Annotated in this window: 21 protein-coding genes; 16 read left to right on the plus strand and 5 right to left on the minus strand. The window is 64.4% G+C overall.

Features of this window, described 5'->3' with window-relative positions; genetic code table 11:
* Window positions 1-75: 75 nt before the first annotated feature.
* The 3 genes from AC1DFC_RS23430 to AC1DFC_RS23440 all read right to left on the minus strand — a co-directional run bounded on the left by AC1DFC_RS23430 (window position 76) and on the right by AC1DFC_RS23440 (window position 2686).
* The gene (locus tag AC1DFC_RS23430; protein WP_413314306.1) at window positions 76-1083 is read right to left on the minus strand and encodes a hydroxyquinol 1,2-dioxygenase; all 1008 of its coding nucleotides are present in this window, start codon (window positions 1081-1083) and stop codon (window positions 76-78) included.
* Window positions 1084-1097: 14 nt separating this feature from the next.
* A complete protein-coding gene (locus AC1DFC_RS23435) occupies window positions 1098-1610 on the minus strand; it encodes a cupin domain-containing protein (RefSeq protein WP_007836231.1) in 513 nt (170 codons plus the stop codon).
* Window positions 1611-1723: 113 nt separating this feature from the next.
* Window positions 1724-2686 carry a LysR family transcriptional regulator gene (locus tag AC1DFC_RS23440; RefSeq protein WP_042673880.1) on the minus strand — a complete coding sequence of 321 codons (963 nt, stop codon included), beginning with the start codon at window positions 2684-2686 and terminating at the stop codon, window positions 1724-1726.
* Between the two features lie 127 nt (window positions 2687-2813).
* Between AC1DFC_RS23440 and AC1DFC_RS23445 the strand changes: the two genes are divergently transcribed.
* From AC1DFC_RS23445 to AC1DFC_RS23520, 16 genes are all read left to right on the plus strand, one after another.
* Window positions 2814-3905 (plus strand): nuclear transport factor 2 family protein, encoded by a 1092-nt coding sequence (locus AC1DFC_RS23445; protein ID WP_007836233.1) that lies wholly within the window; start codon window positions 2814-2816, stop codon window positions 3903-3905.
* Window positions 3872-5341, plus strand: coding sequence for a L,D-transpeptidase family protein (locus AC1DFC_RS23450; protein ID WP_478180067.1), 1470 nt, complete (start codon window positions 3872-3874; stop codon window positions 5339-5341). The genes AC1DFC_RS23445 and AC1DFC_RS23450 overlap by 34 nt, the downstream gene beginning before the upstream one ends.
* A 421-nt stretch (window positions 5342-5762) precedes the next feature.
* Complete coding sequence (locus AC1DFC_RS23455; RefSeq protein WP_413335667.1) at window positions 5763-5960, plus strand: Flp family type IVb pilin; 198 nt, start codon at window positions 5763-5765, stop codon at window positions 5958-5960.
* A 10-nt stretch (window positions 5961-5970) separates the two neighbouring features.
* Window positions 5971-6477, plus strand: coding sequence for an A24 family peptidase (locus AC1DFC_RS23460; RefSeq protein ID WP_478180068.1), 507 nt, complete (start codon window positions 5971-5973; stop codon window positions 6475-6477).
* Window positions 6478-6550: 73 nt separating this feature from the next.
* Window positions 6551-7564 (plus strand): Flp pilus assembly protein CpaB, encoded by a 1014-nt coding sequence (gene cpaB, locus AC1DFC_RS23465; protein ID WP_478180069.1) that lies wholly within the window; start codon window positions 6551-6553, stop codon window positions 7562-7564.
* Between the two features lie 42 nt (window positions 7565-7606).
* Window positions 7607-8935 carry a type II and III secretion system protein family protein gene (locus AC1DFC_RS23470; protein ID WP_478180070.1) on the plus strand — a complete coding sequence of 443 codons (1329 nt, stop codon included), beginning with the start codon at window positions 7607-7609 and terminating at the stop codon, window positions 8933-8935.
* 36 nt (window positions 8936-8971) lie between these two features.
* Entirely contained in the window at window positions 8972-10255 is a 1284-nt protein-coding gene (locus AC1DFC_RS23475; RefSeq protein WP_413314313.1) for a histidine kinase, read from the plus strand.
* Window positions 10256-10259: 4 nt separating this feature from the next.
* Window positions 10260-11573: a TadA family conjugal transfer-associated ATPase gene (locus AC1DFC_RS23480; protein WP_413335659.1), complete on the plus strand. Its 1314-nt coding sequence runs from the start codon at window positions 10260-10262 to the stop codon at window positions 11571-11573.
* Entirely contained in the window at window positions 11566-12570 is a 1005-nt protein-coding gene (locus tag AC1DFC_RS23485) for a type II secretion system F family protein (RefSeq protein ID WP_413314316.1), read from the plus strand. Before AC1DFC_RS23480 ends, AC1DFC_RS23485 begins: the two co-directional genes overlap by 8 nt.
* On the plus strand, window positions 12567-13523 hold the full coding sequence (locus tag AC1DFC_RS23490; RefSeq protein ID WP_478180071.1) for a type II secretion system F family protein: 957 nt from the start codon (window positions 12567-12569) through the stop codon (window positions 13521-13523). The genes AC1DFC_RS23485 and AC1DFC_RS23490 overlap by 4 nt, the downstream gene beginning before the upstream one ends.
* Complete coding sequence (locus AC1DFC_RS23495; RefSeq protein WP_478180072.1) at window positions 13520-14410, plus strand: hypothetical protein; 891 nt, start codon at window positions 13520-13522, stop codon at window positions 14408-14410. The genes AC1DFC_RS23490 and AC1DFC_RS23495 overlap by 4 nt, the downstream gene beginning before the upstream one ends.
* On the plus strand, window positions 14407-14763 hold the full coding sequence (locus AC1DFC_RS23500) for a DUF3613 domain-containing protein (RefSeq protein ID WP_478180073.1): 357 nt from the start codon (window positions 14407-14409) through the stop codon (window positions 14761-14763). Before AC1DFC_RS23495 ends, AC1DFC_RS23500 begins: the two co-directional genes overlap by 4 nt.
* Before the next feature lie 34 nt (window positions 14764-14797).
* A complete protein-coding gene (locus tag AC1DFC_RS23505; RefSeq protein ID WP_478180074.1) occupies window positions 14798-15319 on the plus strand; it encodes a TadE/TadG family type IV pilus assembly protein in 522 nt (173 codons plus the stop codon).
* The gene (locus AC1DFC_RS23510) at window positions 15316-15765 is read left to right on the plus strand and encodes a TadE/TadG family type IV pilus assembly protein (protein ID WP_478180075.1); all 450 of its coding nucleotides are present in this window, start codon (window positions 15316-15318) and stop codon (window positions 15763-15765) included. The genes AC1DFC_RS23505 and AC1DFC_RS23510 overlap by 4 nt, the downstream gene beginning before the upstream one ends.
* A gap of 11 nt (window positions 15766-15776) precedes the next feature.
* Window positions 15777-17873, plus strand: coding sequence for a TadG family pilus assembly protein (locus tag AC1DFC_RS23515; protein WP_478180076.1), 2097 nt, complete (start codon window positions 15777-15779; stop codon window positions 17871-17873).
* 48 nt (window positions 17874-17921) lie between these two features.
* Complete coding sequence (locus tag AC1DFC_RS23520) at window positions 17922-19340, plus strand: sigma 54-interacting transcriptional regulator (RefSeq protein ID WP_478180077.1); 1419 nt, start codon at window positions 17922-17924, stop codon at window positions 19338-19340.
* Window positions 19341-19467: 127 nt separating this feature from the next.
* Here AC1DFC_RS23520 and AC1DFC_RS23525 read toward each other — a convergent pair whose 3' ends face one another.
* Together AC1DFC_RS23525 and AC1DFC_RS23530 are read right to left on the minus strand one after the other, a co-directional pair.
* Window positions 19468-21030: a TolC family protein gene (locus AC1DFC_RS23525; protein ID WP_007838300.1), complete on the minus strand. Its 1563-nt coding sequence runs from the start codon at window positions 21028-21030 to the stop codon at window positions 19468-19470.
* Complete coding sequence (locus AC1DFC_RS23530; RefSeq protein ID WP_413335643.1) at window positions 21027-22343, minus strand: HlyD family type I secretion periplasmic adaptor subunit; 1317 nt, start codon at window positions 22341-22343, stop codon at window positions 21027-21029. The genes AC1DFC_RS23525 and AC1DFC_RS23530 overlap by 4 nt, the downstream gene beginning before the upstream one ends.
* Window positions 22344-22383: the final 40 nt, after the last annotated feature.

The following is a 22383-nucleotide window of genomic DNA, read 5'->3' on the forward strand; positions in this document are numbered from 1 at the left end:
CCTCTGCGAGCCCGCGCCCTCTTTGAAGAAGCCCCCACCCCAGCCCTCCCCCAGAGGGGGAGGGAGCAAGACAGTTCAGAACTGCACAGGAATCTCGGGCGACTCGCCCTTCTGGATCTCGAAGACCAGGCTCGGCGACCCGTTCTCCCACACCAGCAGCATCGAGCGCTTCGGGCTGAAGCCCTGGTGGCGGCAGTACGCTGGCATGGCCGCCATGTCGCCCGCCTTCATGATCACGCGGGCCATGGGCTTGCCGGTGTTCTTGTCGCCGCAGTCCCAGTGGATCTCGTCGGTCATCTGGAAGAACCACTCGACGCGGTCGTTGCCATGGATGATCGGCAGGATGTGCTCCTCGGTCGTCGGGCACATGTAGCTGTGCTTCACCACCGAGGTGAAGCTCGGGTTCCAGGTGACCTGCGAACGGCTCAGGAAGCCGAAGAGATTGAAGGCATGCACCTCGTTCTCGAAGCCGGGCTCGGGGTGCAGCTCGGGCTGGCCCTGCGGCACGTCGGCAAAGGCGCGGTTGACCGGTGCACCGCGTTCGTCGCTGCGCAGGTCGAGGTCGCCCTTCAGGCCCACGCAGCGTTTGGCCAGTTCGCGCGCCCTCGTGATCTTGGCGGTGTTGTTGCCCTTCTTGCGGCCGTAGGGCGAGCCGGTTTCCTGCGGCGCTGCGAACGGGTCGAAAGCCTCGTTGGTCCAGTCGTCGAGCATGGCCTCGAAGGTGGCGCGGATCTGCGCGGTCGGGAAGTTCTCGAGCAGGTCGATGCCCGCATCCTTCATGGTGCCGTTGAAGCTGCCGGCGTACAGGTCGACCGACTCGTAGTGGTTGACGGTGCCGAACACGTCGTCGAAGTTGACCCAGCCGTAGAAGAAGCCCCAGGCCACGTCGCGCATCAGCGCACGCAGGTAGCTGCCGGCGTCCATGGTGTGGCTCATCGGGCGGCCGTCGCGGGTCTTCCAGCCGATGTGCACGAAGTATTCGTCGCGGTGGAAGCTGAAGCTGCCGAGCGAAAAGTCCTTGTAGCCGAGTGTGGCGTCGGGCTGCGACGCGATCACCTTGGCGAGTTCTGCGGGTGCGTTCATGGTGTGGCTCCTGTTCAATGGGTTTGGCAGATGTCAGCCCACTTTTCCATGGAGAGATCGCCCTTGCAGCTCTGCAGCACGATCACGCCCGGCTCGCCGGCACAGCGGAACTGGTAGGCGGTGTTCTTCGGCAGCAGGCCCTGGTGGCCGCGCGAGAGCTTCATCCAGCCCATCTTCCTGCCCTGCGGTTCGCCCTTGACCAGCACGGCGCCGTTCTTGTCCTTGTCAGCCACCGCCTGCGCGGCGTCGAGCTGCACCAGGTGCACTTCGACATCGCCGTCCATCACGAGCGCGAACTCGTCGTGTGCGCAGGTGTACCAGGGCGAGGTGCCTTCGGCGCGCAGCGTCTCCAGCACGTAGATCTGGTTCTGGCCGAACACGACCTTCTCGTAGGGCTGGCTGATGCTCGCGATCTCGAAGCAGTTGGAAAACGCGTAGTGGCGCACGTCGTCGTCGATCGGTTCGACGTGGCCCTTCTCGAAGTGCTTGAGCGACCCGAAGCGGGTTTGGTAGGCGGTTGCGGTCATGGCGGGGTGTCTCCTGTGATGAGCGAACTCTAGGAGTCAACCGACGCCGCCGGTAGGGATCAGTTTGGAAGAGGATTATTCGGCGCTTCCGAATAATCGCTGGGGTTTACCCCCTAACCGCTGGCCCGGCTGAACTCGATGAGTTCCGCCGGGATGAGCCCGCGCTCGATCAGCGCCGCGTCCCACGGCGGCACGCGCGTGAAGCGGGTGGCGATGTGCTCGATGAACAGGCGCAGTTTCAGCGCATTGCGCGAGGTGCCCGCATACACCGCGCTGAGCGAAAAGGACGACAGCTGGTGCTCGGCCAGCACCACGCACAGCTCGCCGCGCGCAATGGCATCGCCCGCCACCAGCGTCGGCAGGCAGACGATGCCCGCATGCTCCAGTGCGTATTCGCGCAGCAGATGCACGCTGTTGGTCAGCAGCGCGGCGGACAGGTAGATGGTGGTCTGCTCGCCCTGGTGGTGAAAAGTCCACCGGTCCCGCGTGGGGTAGCCCGAATACAGGCCCAGCTTGTGGCGATGCAGTTCGCGCGGTGTGGCGGGCATGCCGTGCGCCTCGAGGTAAGCCGGCGTGGCGCAAAGCACCCGCCGCACCGGAAACAGCGGCCGCGACACCAGCTCCTGCGAGGCGGCGGGAAAAATCTGCAGCGCGCAGTCGACGCCGGCTTTCACCGGGTCGGCCACCGCATCACTCACGATCAGTTCGAGGTGGATGTCGGGATAGGTCGTCTGGAACTCGCGCAGCAGCGAGGCAAAGCGGCCCAGCACCATGCCCGTCAGCGCATGCACGCGCAGCGTGCCCGAGGGCGTGCCGCGCGCTTCGCGCATTTGGTCGACGATGCTCTCGGCACGCACGACCAGCTCCGTGCAGTCGCGCAGAAAGGCCTGGCCCATGTCGCTGAGCCGCACCACGCGCGTACTGCGGTGGAACAGCGGCGCACCCAGGAACTCTTCCAGCTGCTTGACCCGCGTGGTGACGACCGAGTTGGCCACGCGCAGTTGCCGAGCGGCTTCCGCGAAGCTCTGGGTCTGCGCGACGCGAACGAAGGTTTCAATGCTTTGGAGACGGTCCACGGCCGCACTGTACTGCGCGAGCCCGGTGTTGCGGCCAGGTCGAAAGACCGTCATCACTGTGTCTGAAGGTTAACCACCCACTTACAATGCCTGCCGCATCCCCCACCCCTACGAGGTCTTGTCCGCAATGCCCAAGAGCCCCCGGCCACGCGCCCGTTTCAGCTTCTCTCCCGCCGTTCGCGCCCTGTTCCTGGCTGCGGCAACCTGCGGCGCCGTGCTGCCGGCACTGGCCGCCCCCGAGCACGAGGAAGTCGACAAGCTCATGCAGGCCGGCAAGCTCGACGAGGCCATGACAAAGGCCGACGCCTTCCTCAAGGACAAGCCGCGCGACCCGCAGATGCGCTTCCTCAAGGGCGTGATCCAGCTCGACACCGGCAAGCGCGCAGAGGCCATCGCCGCCTTCACGCAGCTCACGCAAGATGCGCCCGAACTGCCCGAGCCGTACAACAACCTCGCGGTGATCTACGCGAGCCAGAACCAGTTCGACAAGGCACGCGGCGCGCTCGAAAGCGCGATCCGCACCAATCCCAGCTACGCCACCGCCCAGGAAAACCTCGGCGACGTGTATGCGCGGCTGGCCAGCCAGGCCTACAGCAAGGCGCTGCAGCTCGACCAGAACAACACCGCCGTGCAGCCCAAGCTGGCGGTGATCCGCACGCTCTTCACGCCGACGCCGGTGGGTGGCAAGCCTACGGCCGTGGTCGCTTCGGCGGCGCCAGCACCGGCACCCGTGGCCAAGGCACCCGCTCCCGCGCCAGCCCCTGCCGCCCCGCCGCCGGCCAAGGTCGCGGCCGCTCCTGCACCGGTAGCCGCCGCGCCCAAGGCGCCCGAGGCGACGCCGGCACCAGCACCCGCACCGGCGCCTGCGGCCAGTACCGCGTCCAATGCCGAAGTCGAGTCGGCCGTGCGTGCCTGGGCTTCGGCCTGGGCCAGCCAGGACATGGAGCGCTACCTCGCGGCCTACGGCCCCGACTTCGCGCCCGCGGGCGGCCAGAGCCGCAAGAGCTGGGAAGAAGACCGCCGCGCCCGCATCGTCGGCAAGACAAGCATCAGCGTGAACATCGAGAACCTCGCGATCAAGGTCGACGGACAGACCGCGACCGCCAAGTTCCGCCAGATCTATCGCGCGGACAACCTCAACGTCTCGAGCCGCAAGACGCTGGACATGCAGCGCTCCGGCAATCATTGGCACATTCGCAAGGAAAGCGTCGGCGGCTAGTGGCAGACATCGTCCGGCACGGCCGGCTTCAGAATCCCCCGTTCCGTCTGCGCAGCGGACAGCTGCTCGCAGCCCTGATGACCGCTTCCGCGCTGATGCTTGCAGCGCCCGGTGCGGCACTGGCGTCGAACAACACCAAGACAGCCAGCAGCGCCAAGGCCAAGGCCACGGCAGGCAGCCATGCAGGCAACCGCTCCGCCGGCCGATCTTCGGCCAAGGCACAGCCCAAAAGCAGGAAGGGCGCGGTTGCAGCAGAAGCCCGAACGGCTAGCACCACGGCAAGGCCCGCACGAAAGCCCGCCTCCAACGCGGCCCCCATCCAGGAAGCCGGCAACGCAGAGGCACGCCTGATCGCGGTCTACGAAATGTTCGGCCGCGGCCAGGCCCGCCCCGCGCTGGCCAAGGCCCGCGACCTGGTGCGCGACTATCCGAACTTCCAGCTCGCGCAGCTCGTCTACGGCGACCTGCTCGCGGCGCAGGTGCCCCCGTCGAACGCGCTGCCCGACACCGCCAGCATCGCGAAGATGCGCGGCAGCCCGGCCATGGCCGAGCTGCACGAGGAATCGAAGCGCCGCCTGCAGGCCCTGCGGGAGCGGCCGCCGGCCAACACCGTGCCGTCGCAGTTCCTGGCGCTCTCCACCCGCAGCCGCTATGCCATTGCCGTCGACGCCTCGCGCTCGCGGCTGTACCTGTTCGAGAACTCCGACAAGGGCCTGAAGCTCACGGCCGACTACTACATCTCGGTCGGCAAGTCAGGCACCGACAAGGCCACCGAAGGCGATGCGCGCACTCCGCTGGGTGTGTACTACATCACCAGCAGCCTCGACCCGAAGTCGCTGAAGGACTTCTACGGCGCGGGCGCCCTGCCCATCAACTACCCCAACCCATACGACCTGCGGCGCGGCAAGACTGGCGGCGGCATCTGGCTGCACGGCACCCCACCCCAGCAGTTCGCGCGGGCGCCGCTGGCGAGCGACGGCTGCGTGGTCATGGCCAATCCCGACCTGAAACAGCTTTTGCGGAAAGTGCAGATCGGCGCCACCCCGGTGGTGACCGCGCGCAGCCTGCAATGGATAACGCAGCCTCAGGCGGAAAAAGAGTCGCAATCGATTACCGGCGCAATCAATGGCTGGAAAGATGCGCGGGCCAATGGAAATGAAACGCAATTGAAGAAATTCTATTTGCCCGATTTCCAGCGCAGCAGCAAGAAATCCACCGAAGGAATTTCGGCTGTCGACGACGAAGTGAAATACGCGCAGGGCAAGCGCGTACAGCTCAAGGACATGTCTTACCTCCACTGGCGGGACGGTGACGACACCATGATTGTTACCTTCGGCGAGGTGTTCGAAGGCGAAAAGAGTGGACGCTCCCGGCGCCAGTACTGGTTACGCCAGGGTACCGACTGGAAGCTATTTCACGAAGAAATCCTGGGCTGAGGCCTGGTTGAAGCCCTCCCGGCGGCGAGGCCACCCCGTGATCTCGTGACTTTTTGCTCACGAGATTGTCCTTTTTTTAGTGTTACATCTGGCCCACCGAGGGCCTGCGCTACGTAACACGTAACGCATTTGTTCCCGTAACGTTTCCCATTCGCGCGTTCCCGGCGACGTAACGACACATCCCATCTTTATGGGAGGTGACATGTGTCGTACAGAGGGAAATATTCGTTTCCAAACTGTCAATCGGTTGGGCAGGCCGTTTCTGATTCCGGGCGGCAGAAGGCTGGCCGCCATCCTGCTTTATCTTTTTCGCTCAGTACCCGTTAGACAAAAGTACTAGCCACTTCCTTGTTGATACACAGAGTTACGCTGTATAACATTCACCTGCAAGTCTTTGTTAACACTCCTGGAAAGGGAAATCATGCTTGGATCTATTGCTCGTTTTCTGCGCGATGAAGAAGGTGCTACCGCAATTGAATATGGAATTATTGCGGGGTTGATGGCAATTATCTTGATCGGCATCTTTTCCGAGACAACTGGCATCGGCAAGGCACTGATCGACATGTTCAATTACATCGGCGGCAAGCTGCCCAAGGCGGGATCGACGACTCCCACCTGAGACTTTCGATTTGCGTCCGGAATCCCTCCTGCTTGTCTGGCTGGCCTTGATCGCCGTCCATGACTTCCGCAGGCGCACCGTCTCCAACTGGCTGGTCTTGTCAGGCGCCGTCGCCGCGCTCGTACAACTCGCCCTCGGGTTTCAACCCGTGGGAATCGGCTGGTCGGAAGCGTTGCTTGGCTTTGCCGCGGGATTCGGCGCACTCCTGCTTTTCTATGCCACAGGCGTCATGGGAGCGGGCGACGTGAAGTTCGCTGGCGCTCTCGGTCTATGGGTTGGCCCCATGGCACTCCTTCCCATCTGGATCGGCGGCAGTCTGCTCGCCGCCCTCCACGGCATTCTTTGGCTGGCGCTGCTGCGCTGGCCCGTGCTTCCTCGGCTCGCGTTGATGCTTGCGCACCAACGCTCTGCTGCCGACGGCATGGCGCCGTCCGGACGCCGGCCTCGTGTTGTTCCCTATGCAGCCTATCTGGCACTGGCCACCGCGGTATGGCTGATCTGGGGGCGACAGAGTTGATCGCACACATGGCGGCGAAGCCGCCAGCCGTCGATTTTCCGGTTGCGCACATTCCTTCTTCTAAATGCCGCCCATGATCCATCTCACCAAGATAGTCGCCGCCATTCTCGTGCTGCTTGCCATTGCGCTCGGTGGCTATGCATGGATGCTCAGCAGGCAGGCTCCCCCTGCAAGAGCAGCCACCGCTCCGGTAGCCGCGCCAGCAAAGGCGCCGGTGGTGATGACGTATGCGGTGGTGGTCGCATCGAAGCCCTTGCCGGCAGGACAAGCCATTTCCGCCGACGCGATTCGCGTCGAGCGCCTGCCCATCAACCCCGCGGGCGCGTTCCAGGAAACGGCGGATGCCATCGGACGTGTGCCGGTGATGGACCTCGGCGAAGGCACTCCGCTGCTTCAAGGCCAGCTCGTCTCAGGACTCGCATTGCGTGTGGCGGAGGGCGAACGTGCGGTGGCGGTCAAGGCCGACGAGCTCATGGGCGTCGGAAACAAGGTCCAGCCAGGCGACTTCGTCGATGTCTTCGTGATGTTCAAGTCGGACAACAAGGACGTCGATCGGAGCCAGGCGCGGCTGCTGCTCGCACGCAAGCGCGTGCTGGCATTCGGCAGTGCCTCCGTCGACGGTTTGCCACCCAAGGGGGCGGACGGCAAGGCCGGAACGGCACAGCCGCAGGCGCAACGCACGGAAGCGGCGAGAACCGCTGTTCTGGCGGTCGCGGTCGACGAAATCAATCGCCTGACGGTGGGCGAATCCAGTGGGCGGCTGTTGCTGGCGCTGCGCAATCCGACTGACTCGGCCGAGCCCGATCCCAAGCTCTTCGCAGAACTTCCGACCGCATTGCAACCCGCGCCGGCCAAGCCCGGCGCGCCGCGTCGAGCCCCGCTCGAAGGGCTGGACAAGGCTCAAGCAGGCTTGACCGCGGTGGATTTCGTTTCTGGCGGCACGACCGACAACACCCGCCGCGCGAACGCAGTGGCACGCAATGCGCCGGCTGGAAACGCAATCTCCCGCAGCGGCCCACCGACCGCGCGGGGAGGCAACGAAGTTGAAGTGATCCGCGGCGAGCGAAGCGAAACCATGCGCTATTGATCGGCCAAGCCAATGACCGTCCAAGTTCAAGAAAGAAGACACATGCCGCATTTGCCCTGCCAGTTCACAAGGAATCGGCGGCCTCCATTTCGCCTTGCGCTCGTAGCGCTGTGCCTGGTCTCGCTCGGTATCGTGCCGCCCGCTTCGCAGGCAGCTGGCCCGGAGACAAAGACACCTCCCGCGCGGCAGCCCATTGCGCTCGTGATGCAGGCGGGAACCCAGCAGGAACTGCTGGTCGACAAGGGCATCGATCGCATGGCCATCGCCGACGAGGCCGTGGTCGGCGTCACGCTGACCCGCAAGGCCGCGGGATCGCCCGGTGCGCGCCTCATCATGACGGGTAAGGCGGCAGGACGCACGACCTTGATGGTTTGGGAAAAGGGCAGCCCCGCAGCCACCACGTATGCCGTGGAAGTCCGTCGCCGCGCGGCGGTGCTGACCGGCTCCACCGACAGTCTCCCCGCGCACCAGCAGGCCACGGATATCGCCCTTTCAAGCGCCGATGAAAAGACTGCGCTGCAGGACCGGTCGGTCGTAAACGTCCGCAGCCACACCGTCCAGGTCGAAGTCAAGGTCGTCGAGTTCAGCCGGAGCGTGTTGAAGGAAGCGGGATTCAACCTTTCCTCCTATGGCCCCAACAGCCATGGCTTCAGCTTCAGCAACACCACGCCGGGCGGCGTTCTGGCGGATGCATTCGGTCTTGCCTTGGGCTTTGGCAATGCCAACAAGGGCCGCGGCATGAAGCTGACGCTGAACCTGCTCGAAGGCAACGGCCTCGCGCGAGTACTTGCAGAGCCGACGCTGGTGGCCATGTCGGGCCAGAGCGCGAGCTTCCTTGCTGGTGGGGAGTTGCCGATTCCAGTACCGCAAAGCCTTGGGGCAACAACCATCGAGTACAAGCCTTTCGGCATCGGCCTGTCGGTGACCCCTACGGTCCTGTCGAACGACCGCATCGTCCTGAAGGTCGCTCCGGAGGCGAGCGACCTCGACTACACCAACGCTCTGAGCATCGACGGCGTCGCGGTTCCCGCGATCACGACGCGCCGCGCGGACACGACCGTCGAACTCGGCGATGGCGAGAGCTTCGTCATCGGCGGTCTGGTGAGCCGCACCACGTCGTCCAACGTCGACAAGGTGCCGCTGCTCGGCGACATCCCCATTCTCGGCTCCTTCTTCAGGCAGAACAAGTACCAGATGAGCGAGAAGGAGCTGGTGATCATGGTGACGCCGCATCTGGTCAAGCCGATCGCACGCAACACCGATCTCGCCCCGTTCCTGCCGGGCACCGCCGAACAACGCGACGGCGCGGTGTGGCGCTCGATCTTCCTGGGCGGCGCAGCCAACACCGCGCTTCCCGGTTTCTCGCGTTGAAGAAACAGCAGTGTGAACGCCAGAAATGCTGACCTCATGAACGCACCACGCGACGGCATTCCCGAAACAGGCGCGGAAACCTACCTGTTCGCATCGAGCAACGGCAGCCACATCACGTGGTTGACCGATGCGCTCGGGCGGGTGGGCTCCGTGGTCGTGCTTGCTCCGGACGCGAAGTCAATCGACGAGCGCATCGCCCTGCTCGGCCCGGCCGCGATATTCATCGACTTCTCATCCGACCAGGTGACTGGTGCGAGCCAGCTTCACCAGCGCCTGAAGAGAGATTGGCCCGCCTTGCCAGTGCTTGCCATGGGAACGTCCGCGGAGCCCGCCGCGATGCTTGCGGCACTGCGCGCAGGTGTCGACGATTTCGTCGACGTCGCGGCGGCGCCGACCGAGGCAGTGACCACATTGAAAACACTGCTCGAGCGCCGCAGCAGCTTGCAAGGCGGTACCCGCGGCAGCACCCTTGCGCTGCTTGGCGCGCGTGCCGGGTTGGGAGTGACCACGCTTGCGACCAGCCTGGCCCTGATGCTGCACACCCAGTTGTCCAACGCGCCCGCGAGACCGCAATCGCGCGCAACGCGACACGGCGTGGCCTTGCTCGATCTCGGTCTTCCTGCGCGCGACGGACTGCTTTACCTGGACACCCAGAGCGGCTTCAGCTTCGTCGACGGCGTACGCAACCTGCGACGCCTGGACCAGACGCTGCTGCACACGGCTCTTGCACACCACACCAGCGGCGTCGCCGTGCTGCCGCTGCCCGCGAGCCTGTCGCAGGTGCGCGAGATCTCGCACGCCGATTCCGTAGCGCTGATCAGGAGACTCTCCGACTTCTTCGACTTTCAGATCGCAGACCTCGGCGGCTTCTCGACCATCGACTTCATCGCTCAAACCCTGCACGAAGCACAGCAGACCTGGGTCGTGTGCGACCAGAGCATCGGCGCCATCGTCTCCACTGCCAACCTGCTGAAAGAGCTCCGCGCGCGAGGCATCGAGACCGAGCATCTTTCCCTGGTCGTGAACAAGTTCGACAGTCATGTCGGCCTGTCGGCGAAGGACATTGCCGAACGTCTCGAATTGCCGCTGCTGCACGTGCTGCCTGCGCGCAGCGCTGCGCTGCTGGCCGCGGCAAGCCGCGGGGAAATGCTGGTACGCACCGCGCGCAGCGATCCCTATTCGCAAGCTGTCACAGGCCTCGCTCGAAGCCTCCATCAGCAGTACATGTCCGTGTCGGGCCGACCGCCGGCCAAAGATCAGCGCTGGGTTGCACTGATGTCGCAAATCACCGGGCTCTGGAAGAGTTCAAACGAAAGTTGAGCCAATGTCCACCGAAATCGAATTTGCCGACGACGATCAGGCATTCATCAATTCGCAGCAGTTCCAGGACATCAAGAGCTGGACGCACGACCATCTGCTCAGCCGCATCGAGGAGCTAGGCGCGGAATTCGGCCGCTGGTCGCGCGCATCGATCCAGCAGTTCGTCGAGCTGGAAGTCGACAGCTTCGTACGGCTGCGGCGGGTGCCGATCAACGACCGCGAGATGCAGCTCATCTCCGATTCGCTCACCAAGGAACTGGCGGGATTCGGGCCGCTGGAAGACCTGCTCAACGATCCCGCGGTGGAAGACATCCTCATCAACGGGCACACGAACGTTTACGTATCGCGCAATGGCGTGCTCGAACGCGAGACGCTGCGCTTCGCCGACACCGAGCACGTGATGCGCATCGTGCGCCGCATCCTCGCACCGCTGGGCCGTCGGCTTGACGAAGCCAACCCGATGGTCGATGCGCGGCTGCCCGACGGGGGACGCATCAACGTCATCATCGAACCGCTGGCCATCGACGGGCTTTCTGTATCGATCCGGAAATTCCGCAAGGAGCCGCTCACACCGGCAGACCTGGTCAAGCTCGGTACCTTCGACGCAGGCATGGCCCAGTTGCTCGAGATCGCCGTGCGCGCGCGCTGCAACATTCTCGTCAGCGGCGGCACGAGCTCCGGCAAGACCTCGCTGCTCAACGCCCTCGCGAGCTTCATTCCGCCCGCCGAACGGGTGATCACGATCGAAGACACGGCGGAACTCTCGCTCGGCCACACTCATGTGGTGCGCCTCGAAAGCCGCCCCGGCGGCTTCGACGGCACAGGCGTGGTTTCGATCCGCGACCTGCTGCGCAACAGCCTGCGCATGCGGCCGGATCGCATCATCGTCGGCGAAGTCCGGGGCGCCGAGGTGATCGAGATGCTGCAGGCAATGAACACCGGCCACGAAGGCTCGATGGGCACCATCCACGCCAGTTCCCCGCGCGAATGCCTCTACCGTCTCGAGATGCTCGCGGGCTTTGCGGGCTACCAGGGCAGCGAAGTGAGCTTGCGCCGCCAGATTGCCAATGCCATCGATTTCATCGTGCAGATCGGGCGCATGTCGGGCGGCCAGCGGCGCATCGTCTCGCTGAGCGAGATCACAGGCGTCAACGACAACGTCGTGGCGATGCAGGAGCTTTACCGCTACGACCCGATCGTGTCGCCCGACGGCGAAGAACGCGACCGATGGATATCCCTCGGCATCGCGCCTCACTCGCCCAAGATCACCCGCTTCCGTCAGATGCTGACGCGTGCGCAAGGGGACCGCCGTGGATGAAATCCTGCTGGGCATGGCGTGCCTTGCGCTGCTGCTCGCGGCGGCAGGCATCCTGCTTTGGCAATGGGCGCGCGGGCGCCAGGAGCGGCGAGCCGCCTACCGCCACCTGGCACAGCAACTCGAGGCCAAGGCCGTGGCTGTCGCCGTGGAAGCTTCGCTATCAGCTTCGCCGCGCACCTCGTTCATCGACACGCCTGGCAGCGGCATCGCGGCAGACCCGTGGATGAATGCTGGCGGCGAGCCGCCACCGGAGCCGACGCACAAGGCACGCCTGCAGGCGCTGTTGCCCTCCTGGCTGGAAGGCGCCGTTTCGGTACAGGCGATCGCGCTGTGCGCTTTCGCGATCGTGGCACTTAGCGCGGTGGCCGGCCTGTTCGCCGGCTGGATCAGCGCCGCTGGGACGTTCGTCGTGCTACTGGCCCTGTCTCTGTTCGGGCTGTGGCTGCGCCTTCAGAAGTTTCGTCGCCAACTGGTCGGGCAGCTTCCCGCATTCATCGATTCGATGGTGCGCCTCATCACCATCGGCAACTCCACGCAGGCCGCGTTTCAACTGGCGATTTCATCCACGCAGGCGCCGCTGCAAAACTATCTCGAGCGCGCGGCCAACCTGGTGCGCGCCGGTGTGGACCTCGACCGTGCGCTGCACCAGACGGCAGCCAGCGTGCGCGTCGAGGAGATGTATCTCCTGGCATCCATCCTCGGGCTGGGCGTGCGCTACGGAGGGCGCGCGGACCTGCTGCTGGAGCGCGTTGCGAACTTCATGCGCGACCGGGAGCAGGCCCAACACGAACTCGTCGCAATGTCGGCCGAAACACGGCTGTCGGCGTGGATCCTCGGTCTCCTGCCATTGGGCGTGGGCGGCTTCATCATCATTTCCAACCCGGGCTACTTCCTGCGGATGTGGCACGACTCCACCGGCCAGATGATGATTTTCGGCGCGGTGGGCCTGCAGCTGCTTGGCACCGTTTTGCTCTATCGCCTGGCGAGGTTGACATGACGTTCACTCCCACGCAGCTCGCCGCATGGAGCCTCGCGCTGCTGGCGCTCGGTCTTTGCACCGCGGCGGCGGGCCTGATGGTCAACGAAGCGCGGCGCGCCCGGCGCGGCAAGGCCATCGGCCGCGCACTCCATCGCGACGATGCGGTCGTCTCGCCGGTCGTCGATGGCCTGTCGGAAGTCGAGGCCGCAAGGCGCGCCGGTGCCGACCTCCCGCTGCATTGGCTCAACACCCGGATCGGCAAGGCCCTGGTGGCCGACGAAGACCGGCGGCTGATCGACCAGTGCGGATTTTCCTCGGCGCGGGCGCAGCTCGTCTTTCTGGTCACACGGCTCGCGCTGGCCATTCTGTTGCCCACGCTGGCGCTGCTGTTCTGGCCCGGAGCGGTCTCGACGAGAAAGCTCACCATCATCGCGGCGTCGGCCATCGGCATCGGCTTCATGGTTCCGAAGTGGCTGCTCGGCCGACTGGCCGCCAAACGGCGCGAACGCGTGGCGCATGAGCTGCCGCTCTTCATCGATCTCCTGCGGCTTCTTCAGGGTGTGGGCTTGAGCCTCGACCAGAGCCTGCAGATCATGGCCAACGACTTCTCGCACGTCATGCCGGTGCTGGGTTACGAGCTGAATCTCGCCAACAGCCAATACAGCCGCGGCCGCACACGCGAGCATTCGCTGGCACGCCTGGGCACATTGCATGCGAACGACAACCTCGCGGGCATGGTTCCCCTGCTCGTGCAGGTCGATCGCCACGGCGGCGCCGTCCAGGAACCCCTGCGCATATTCAGCGACCGGTTGCGCGAACACCGCAAGTCGGAGATGAAAGCGCGCATCGGCAAGATCACCGTGAAGATGACCGGTGTGATGGTCAGTACGCTCCTGCCGGCGCTCGTGATCGTGACCGCCGGCCCAGGCTTCATCGCCATCATCCGTTCACTGGGAGCCATGTCCAAATGAACATCGCCTTGCATGACTCGAAGTGCGCCTGCGCGCTGCTTGCGTCCCTGATGATGCTGGCCGGCTGCGGCGGGCCCAAGGGCCTGTATCCGGCTGCGGCCGATGCGCAACAGCGGATGGCCGCAGAGGCTGCCGCGACGCAAAAGAACGCGGCGAACATCGACACCGCCGCAACGTACATGAAGCTCGTCGAGCAGATGCAGACGGACGGCCTGTGGTTCGCTTCGCTTGCACACATCGATGCGCTCGAACAGCGCTGGGGTGCCTCTCCTGATTCGAGCCGCATGCGCGCCGACGCGCTGCGCCAGACGGGCGAGACTGCAGGGAGCGAGGCAGCTTACAAGCGCCTGATCGGCACGCCGCTGGAGGGCGCCGGCTACCACGGCCTCGGACTGCTGGCGGGCGGGCGCGGCGACTATCCCACAGCCGTTGCGCTGCTGAAGGAAGCGCAACGGCGCAATCCGACCGATGCGGTGCTCCTGAGCGACCTGGGTTACGCCAGCCTCCGCGCAGGGCTCATCTCGCAGGCGCGCCTGCCGCTGATGCAGGCACTGCAACTGCGCTCCGACAACCCCCAGGCACAAGCCAACCTTGCGCTGTACCTCGAAGTCACGCAGCAAAGAGCGCAAGCCGACGCGTTGATGGAAGCCCACCGCATGTCGCCCGCGACGCGCGAAGCGATTCGCGAGAGTGCACGGCAACTGGGCAGTGCGCCGCTCTCTGCCGTGCAGCCGCTCCCCCGAGCGGCGACCATGGGGACATCGATCTACGACGACAGCACGGCGCCGCTCAAGCTCAAGGCGGCGCGCTGGCCCGGCATGGGCGGCCAGCAGGCCAATGCAGGCGCAATGACTTCCCGCAGTTCGATCTCACGAGGCACAGAATGAAGAACCCTTTTTCCCGCCTGAGGGCCGCCGGGCCGATGGTCGGCCTTTCTCTCTCACTGGCCGCCGCCATCGCCTCTGCACAGAACGCGCCCGCACAAGACGACACGGCCAAAGCCGCACCGCAGGAAGAGGCCGAGTACGACGAAGCACCGCCCCTGCAGGTTGGCGATGCCGCGACGAGCCTGCTCGCAAGGCAGCGAGACGGCAGCTTCGCATCGCCCACGGCGCGCCCCATTGCGGGTGATGTCGCACGCCGAAGCTATGAACGCTATCTGAAGAGCTTCGAGTATCCGATTCCCGAGCGCCTGAACTCGACAGTCAAGACCGGCAGCAGCGCAGGCGGCAACAAATAGCCCCCGGGCGTCTCTCCTCGAACCGCGGCACACCATGAGACTCTCGCGCTCCCGGACGAACCCACGTACGCAGCGTGGCGTCTACGCGCTCGAGTACGCCATGGTTTTCCCGGTGCTGTTTGTTGTGACCTACGCGATCATTAGCTACGCCATCCTTTTTGCGGTGCGACTGGGCATGCAGAACGCCGCAGAAGAAGGGGCGAGAGCGGCATTGCGCTATCAGACGATCAGTGCGTCTGGGTGCAGCAGCCAACTGGCCTGCCGCAAACTTGCAGCGCAGACCATCGCTCAGGAACGCGTCGATTGGTTGCCCAACGCGACGGTCGAGGCCAAAGCCTGCCTCCCAAACACGGATGACACCTGCGCAAGCAGTTCGACGCCTGCCTGTGGTTCGACGCTCGATCAGCGATGCCAAATGATCGTGACGGTCAGCTACGACTATGGGGCGTGGCCTCTCGCACCTCCGCTGCCCGGTTTCGGCTTCTTGCTGCCGAGCAAGTTGCAAGGGCGAGCAAGCATGTTGATGAGCGATCCGGCTGCTGCGAATCAGATATGAAGAAAATCTCAACCCCGAGGCTCGTCGCACAACGTGGAGTCGCGGCCGTGGAGCTCGCGTTGGTGCTGACGACGGTCCTGCTGCTTTTGTACGGCGTCGTCTCCTTTGGGGCAGTGCTCTACGCACAGCAAGTTGTTTCTCGCGCCGCCGAGGATGGCGCACGCGCGATCTCGGGCGTAAATGATTCAACACAGCCCACGAACATCGCGCAGATCAAGAACGTGGTCTACGCATCAATGGCGAGTTCTCTGATCGCGCCGATCGATGCAGGGGACACAACAGCTCAGCGTCAAGCTTGGTTTAAGTTGAACCCGAAGGTCATCGTAAATGTGGGGGCTTCGGGGCTGGTGACGGTTTCCTATCCTTACGGAGACAACCCCATCATCGCCCTTCCCGACGCCTGGATGCCTCGAACCATTTTTGGCTCCGCCAAATTTTCTCTGTGAGACCTTTCAGAATGAAGCGCCCCACGGCATACAAGAATGCTCAGTTGCAGCGTGGCTCAATAGTGATTCATGTTGCAATTTTCTTCTTCCTGGCCGGAATCCTTTTTATTGGATCGGAACTTGGATATCTCTTCTATCTGAAGAGAGATTTTCAAAAGGCTGCCGATCTTGCAGCGTTGGCCGGCGCTCAGAACCTCTACTCAAACAACTGTAGTGCAGCGACTAGCGCTGCGAAATCCAACGCGAACGACGAGCCGAACAGAAACATGCCCATCGGCTTCCAGCTATTCGATGCAGACATCACCTGCGGCGGTTGGAGTTCGGCAGACAACACCAGCATCGATCATTTCAACGCGGCTGCAGTGGAAAAAAACGCCATCAAAGTCATTCTTTCCAGGACGCCAGCCCCGCTTTTCAGTTTCTTTACCGCCAGCAGAACGATCTCGGTTCAAGCCATTGCTGCAAGATCACTCCCAAAGGCCGCGTTGAGTATCAACAGCACGCTACTGAGCGTCGACACGCAGAAATCTGCAGTCCTTGACTCGCTTGTAGGCGGCCTATTGGGTGGAAACGTGCAGCTCGGTCTCGTAGGATGGCAGGGGCTAGTCAGTTCCCAGATCAACTTGCTGAGCTTTCTTGATGCACTCGCGATCAACATCGGCCTAAAAGTCGGCGACTACGACAACCTGCTTGCAGCCCAAGCCACGGTTTCAGAACTACTGTCCGCAATGGCAACGGTATTGGAAAAGAACGGTGGGCTTGCCGGCGCGCAACTCTCGGAATTCAAGAAGCTTTCCGTGCTGGCAGCCGCTCTTGACCTTCCAACAGTCAAGGTGTCGGACATTCTTGGCGTTGGGACTGGCACTCCCAGCAGCGCCCTCGACATTTCCTTGCAAGCCGCGCAGTTGGCCCAAGGGTTCATTCAGCTCGCCAGCAGCCAGATTACAGGCCCCTCTGCCGCTTTCGCAAGCGTCAATCTTCCAGTCGTGGGAGTTGAGGCCAATGTCAAAGTGATTGAGCCACCACAGTTTTCCAGCATCGGCAATCCCGAGTTAGCGAAGGCCTCTCCGCTGGGTCCAGACAAAATCTATGTTCGAACAGCACAAATTCGAACCCTGATTTCCATCAATCTTGGCGCATCCGGTCAGCTCCTTACAGGCTTGATCAGTGGCTTATCCAACGCGTTGACAACGCTGAGTTCCGCCTTGATCTCAATTCTTACGACCGTCATCGACCTCACGCCTCCCGGTGACTGCCCTGTCATTTCACTCGGTTGCCACACAACACCGAAGTCTGTTATCTCAGATGTCACGGCGCTGCCATTGCCCATCCGCATCGACGTCAACATCGATGTTGCTCCAGCAGCAGCCTATGTCACCGATTTCGATTGCACAAACAATGCAGACAAGAAGCTGTGGGCCGCATCGAAATCGAACATTGCAACACTGCGCATCGGCAAGATGGGAAGCAGTTCAGCCGATGCGAAGGCAAAGGTTTTTTCGTCGTTGACAACCCCTCCTACCGTGGATCCCATCGCATTGGTGGATATCGGCACCGTGCAATCCAGAAAGACATGCACGGCCGTCCTTGGTAGTTTGTGCATCGGTGGCATTCAAGAATATCTTCAGGCCGACGGCACGTGGACGAATAAAATATCCAACGCAAAGAGGACGGCGTTCGGAGGTGGGGGTGTCGGTCTCTCTTTCAATCCACCCCCCATCAGTGGCGGCGCAGCAACTTTGCCTTTCCACTCCAGTGCACCGGGGCTTCTGAAGGAACTCAACGACACCGCAGCGCCTCCGCAGACCTATCTATCGACGTCGGCCACCGGCAACGTAGCTGGCCTGCTGACAGACACCATCAATGGCCTACAGCTCAACCTGTACGAGCCCAGTGCTTCCACAGGTATCTTGGGTGCCATCCTGCAGACGACAGACGCGGCGGCAACGGCAGTTTTCAGCCTGCTCAAGACTCTGATTGCACCGCTCTTGGCGTCAATCATCAATCCGCTCGTTGAGTTCCTATTAAAGAGCTTAGGAATCGATCTCGCCAATGCAGAGGTCGGGGCTCGGCTGACGTGCAGAGCCGGTGCGGAGCTGGTGTATTAACGTGACCCACCCCAGAAACACACAGCCACGCTTCAGGCCATTGTTCTCATGAGTTCCCCCAACTTCGACGAACTCGACCTCTTTGTCTGGGAAGGCAAAGCCGACATCCTCGACCGCATCGCGCGGTGCATGGCGAGCTTCGACGTGGAGGTTGTCAGGGCCGACGGCATGCCGCCTCCGCCGCAGGACCGCGGCACGGCGCTGCGACCGTCGGTGGCGATCATCAGCGTCACCGTCATCGACAGCGGCGGGCTGGCGCATGCGACCGAGCTGCTGCAGGGCATGCCGGTGATCTGGGTCGCGGCGGGGTCACGCGAGCGCGACTCGCGCACCTATCCGCCCGAGTACCTGCACGTGCTGCCCTACGACTTCACCTGCGCCGAGCTGCGCACGATGGTCGCGAAGCTGGTGCGGCAGCTGCGCGCGCGCGAAGTGGCGCCGCAGGCGCCCGACGTTCTTGTTGCGCACTCGGAGGCGATGAAGGCGCTGCTGGCCGAGGTGGGCGCCTTTGCCGACTGCAACCACAGCGTGCTGGTGCGCGGCGAAACGGGTGTGGGCAAGGAGCGCATCGCGCAGCAACTGCACCTCGGGCATCAGCACTACAGCAAGGGCGCGTTCGTGGCGGTGAACTGCGGCGCGATTCCCGACGGGCTTTTCGAGTCGCTGTTCTTCGGCCACACCAAGGGCTCGTTCACGGGCGCGGTCCACGCCCACCGCGGCTACTTCGAGCAGGCCACGGGCGGCACGCTGTTTCTCGACGAGATCGGCGACCTGCCGCGCTACCAGCAGGTGAAGCTGCTGCGCGTGCTGGAAGACAGCGCGGTCACGCGCCTGGGCGCGACGGCACCGGTGCGGGTCGACTTCCGGCTGGTGGCGGCCACCAACCGCAACCTGCGCGAGATGGTGGCGAGCGGCGAGTTTCGCGCCGACCTGTTCTACCGGCTCGCGGTGATCGAGTTGCACGTGCCCAGCCTCGAGGAGCGCGGCGAGGTCGACAAGATCGCGATCTTCAAGGCGCTGCTGGGCAACGTGCTCGGCGACGAGCTCGAAGCGCTCGGCGAAACGCCGCATTGGCTCAGCGATGCGGTGGCCGAGACCTACTTTCCAGGCAACGTGCGGCAGCTGCGCAACCTCGCGGAGCGCGTGGGCGTGATCGCGCGGCAGCTGCACGGCTGGGACCAGAACCTGATCCAGCGCGCGATTGCGCTCACGCGCGGCACGCCGGCACCGGCGACCCCGAGCGAGCGCAACGGCATGGGCAACGGCAACGGCTCGCTCGATGGCAGCAGCGACCGCAAGGGCTGGAACAGCAGCGAGCGCAACCGCATCATCGCGGCGCTGGAGATCAACGACTGGAAACGCCAGGACACCGCGCAGCATCTGGGCATCAGCCGCAAGGTGCTGTGGGAGAAGATGCGCAAGTACCAGATTCTGGACGGCGAGCCAGGCATCCCCGAAACTGGATAGGCTCGCCCCCAGGCTTCGCGCACTTCGTGTCGCTTCTCCTTCCCCCTGCCGGGGGCAACACCTGAGGCCCGGCAAAGCCGGTTCCTCGGTGTTTCACGAAGGGGCTTCGCTTCGCTTGCCTCGCGGATCAGTTGGTGCCGAGCCTTGTGGTCCTGCGCAGCGGTGGGTTTGCGAACGACGTGCCGGGCGAGCGGTCGACCGTGGGCTCGGCCGCGCAAGTCGTGTTGCTCGAGATGCACAGCGCACCCAGCAGGCCGTCTTCCGTCAGCACCTGCCGCCTCGGCGCGCCGAAGAGGCGGTCGATCCAGCCGTTGGGGCCGGCCGGGTCGATGCGCAGTTCGCCGGTGGTGCGCGCCAGGCGCAGCTCGGAGATGCGCAGGTCGAACACGCCATCGATGTAGTCGAACAGCAGGGTGTAGTAGTCGAGCTGCGCGTCGAGCACCTTGGGCAGGGTCTCGCGGCCGAACTCCATGAGGCGGCGGCGGCCGCGGAAGGCCTGGCCGGCCGTGCTCACGGCTTCCATCAGCTGGCGCTCGCGCTCGCGGCCCGACACGGTGCGCGCCCACGATGCCGATGTGAGCTCGAACAGGTTGAGCTTCACGCTTTCGAGCTTGGCTTCCTGGTTGGCGACTTCGGCCAGCGCCGACTTCAGGCGCAGCTGCCGGTCGAAGCCGTTGCCGAAGTTCCAGTTGAGTTCGAAGGCGGCGCGCGTCGGGTCCTGCGGCGAGACGCCGCGCGGGTCCTTGCTTTTCACGAGCACGGCGTCGAGCGAGGGGTAGAGGCTCGCGTCCTGCTGGTCGGCCAGCGCCTTGGCGCGGTCGATGCGGCCCTGCGCCTCGGCGATCTCGGTGCTGCGCGACTCGGCGCGGCGCAGCGCCTCTTCCTGCGAGGAGATGCGCCACTGCGCCGGCGCCGCGAGCACGGGCAGCGACTCGGCATTGGGCGAGAACTTGAAGTAGTTGCGGAACTTGGCAAGGGCCTCGTCGCGCTGCGCCTCGAAGTCGGACTCGCGCGCGGCCACCAGCGCGCGCCGCGAGGCCGCCATGTTGAGGTCGTTGTCGCCGCTTACGCCCAATGCCACGCGGCGGGCTTCGGCCTTGGAGATTTCGGCCACCACCTCGGTGGCCTTGTGCGCGATCTGCTTCTTCAGGTCGAAGCGCTGCACCTGCAGGTAGGCGGTGAGCGCATCCAGCACCACCTTCTGCGAGGTGGTGACGACGGCCTCGTCGTCTGCCTGGTTGGCCGCTTCGGCGGCGCGCTGCGCCGCGCTCATTGCGCCGCCGTCGAGGAGGCTCACGCGCGCCTCGGCGGTGAGCACGGTGTAGCTCTGCGTCTTGGCATTGGCCGCGCCGCTGTTGTAGTTGCCGGACGAGGTGCCGAACTTGAAGCGCGGGTAGCGCGCCTGCCTGGCCGCGTCCACGCCGTAGCTGCTGGTGTTGGCCGCGGCCTGCGCGGTCTGCACTTCGGGGTAGTCCTGCGACAGCGCGACCAGGGCCTGCTTGACCTGCTGGGTGTAGCTCGCGGCGCCGAGCGAGGGCGGGGACAGCCGGCGCGCGAGCAACAGCCGGGCACCCGCCTCCTGCTGCTCCTGCGCGAAGGCGACGGGCGGCAGGACGAAGCTCGCGCACAGCGCTGCGCAGACAACGCCGGCGCCCATGCGGCGTCGGTCGGCCGGTTGGCGGTACTTCATGGTTCGCGGAAGGCTTCGCGCCGCAGCTTGAGCACAGGTCGCAGGATGTACCAGATGAACGGATCGGTGCCCACACGCAAGTCCACTTCGGACTCCATGCCGGACGTGATGCGGTTCTCGTCGCGGCCCACATGGGACTGCGACATGCTGATGAGCAGCCGGTAGTACGGCGCGCCGCTGGCGATGGCGGGGTCGCGGTCGGCGTCGGCCGCCACCAGCTTGACCTTGCCGTCGACGGCACCGTAGCGCAGGTAGTCGTAGGCGGTGATCTTCACGCGCGCCGGCTGGCCCACTTCGATGAAGCCGCGGTCGTTGGGGTTGAGCCGCGCCTCGACCATGATCTCGTCCTCGTCGGGCACCACCTCGAGGATGGATTCGCCGGGCTTCACGACCCAGCCGGGGCTGGAGTTGCGCAGGCCCTTGACGATGCCGTCCGACGGTGCCTTCACCACGGTGCGCGAGCGCTGGGTGCGCGCGCGCGCCAGGTCTTCGCTCAGGCTCGCGAACTGTCGCTCCACCGTGGCCAGTTCGTCCGACGCGCGCCGGCGAAAGCGCCCTTCGGCCTCGGCCATCTTGGCCTGTGCCTCGGTGATGGACGCGTTGGCGGAGATCACGCCCTGGCGCGCCACGGCGAGTTCGCTGCGCACGCCTTCGGCCTGCCGGCGCTTCTCCAGCACCTCGACCTGGCCGACCAGTTTCTCGCTGAACAGCTGCTCGGAGATTTCGAGCTCCTTCTGCATCAGCGCCAGCCGGTCGCTCAGGCCCTTGACCTTGGCCTGCTGCTCCAGCTGCTTGCTGCGCGCCTGCTCCAGGCCCGACACGGCGCCGGCCATGACACCGCGCTGTTCGAGCGCGCGCGCCTGGTAGGCGCCGGTCTCGCCTTCGAACACGCTTTCGTCGATGTCGGCGGCGAAGGATTCACGCTTGAGCGGCTGGCCGCGGCTCTCGGCCATGAGCCGCACGCGCGTGGCCTGCGTGGCCGCGTAGCGGGCCGAGAGCTCCTCGAAGTTGAGGCCGCTGCCGCCAAGATCGATCTCGACCAGCGACTGGCCCTGCTTGACCTTCTCGCCTTCCTTCACCAGCACGTTGCTGACGATGCCGCCTTCCAGATGCTGGATCGACTTGACGCGGTCCGAGGGGATCACGCGACCGGGTGCGACAACCACGGTTTCCATCGGAAAACCGAGGCCGACCAGCGCCAGCACGCCGATTGCGCCGCCGATGATCCATTGCCGCCGCCGCCCCTGCGGCGAGGCCTGGGCCGCGCGCCTGTCGTTCTCGTCCTGAAGAATCTGCGGCAAATCTGATTTCAAGTCGCGTCCCCGATCACTCGTCATTCGCTCTTCGTTCGTT

This window comes from Variovorax sp. 10L421 (genome assembly GCF_056395365.1).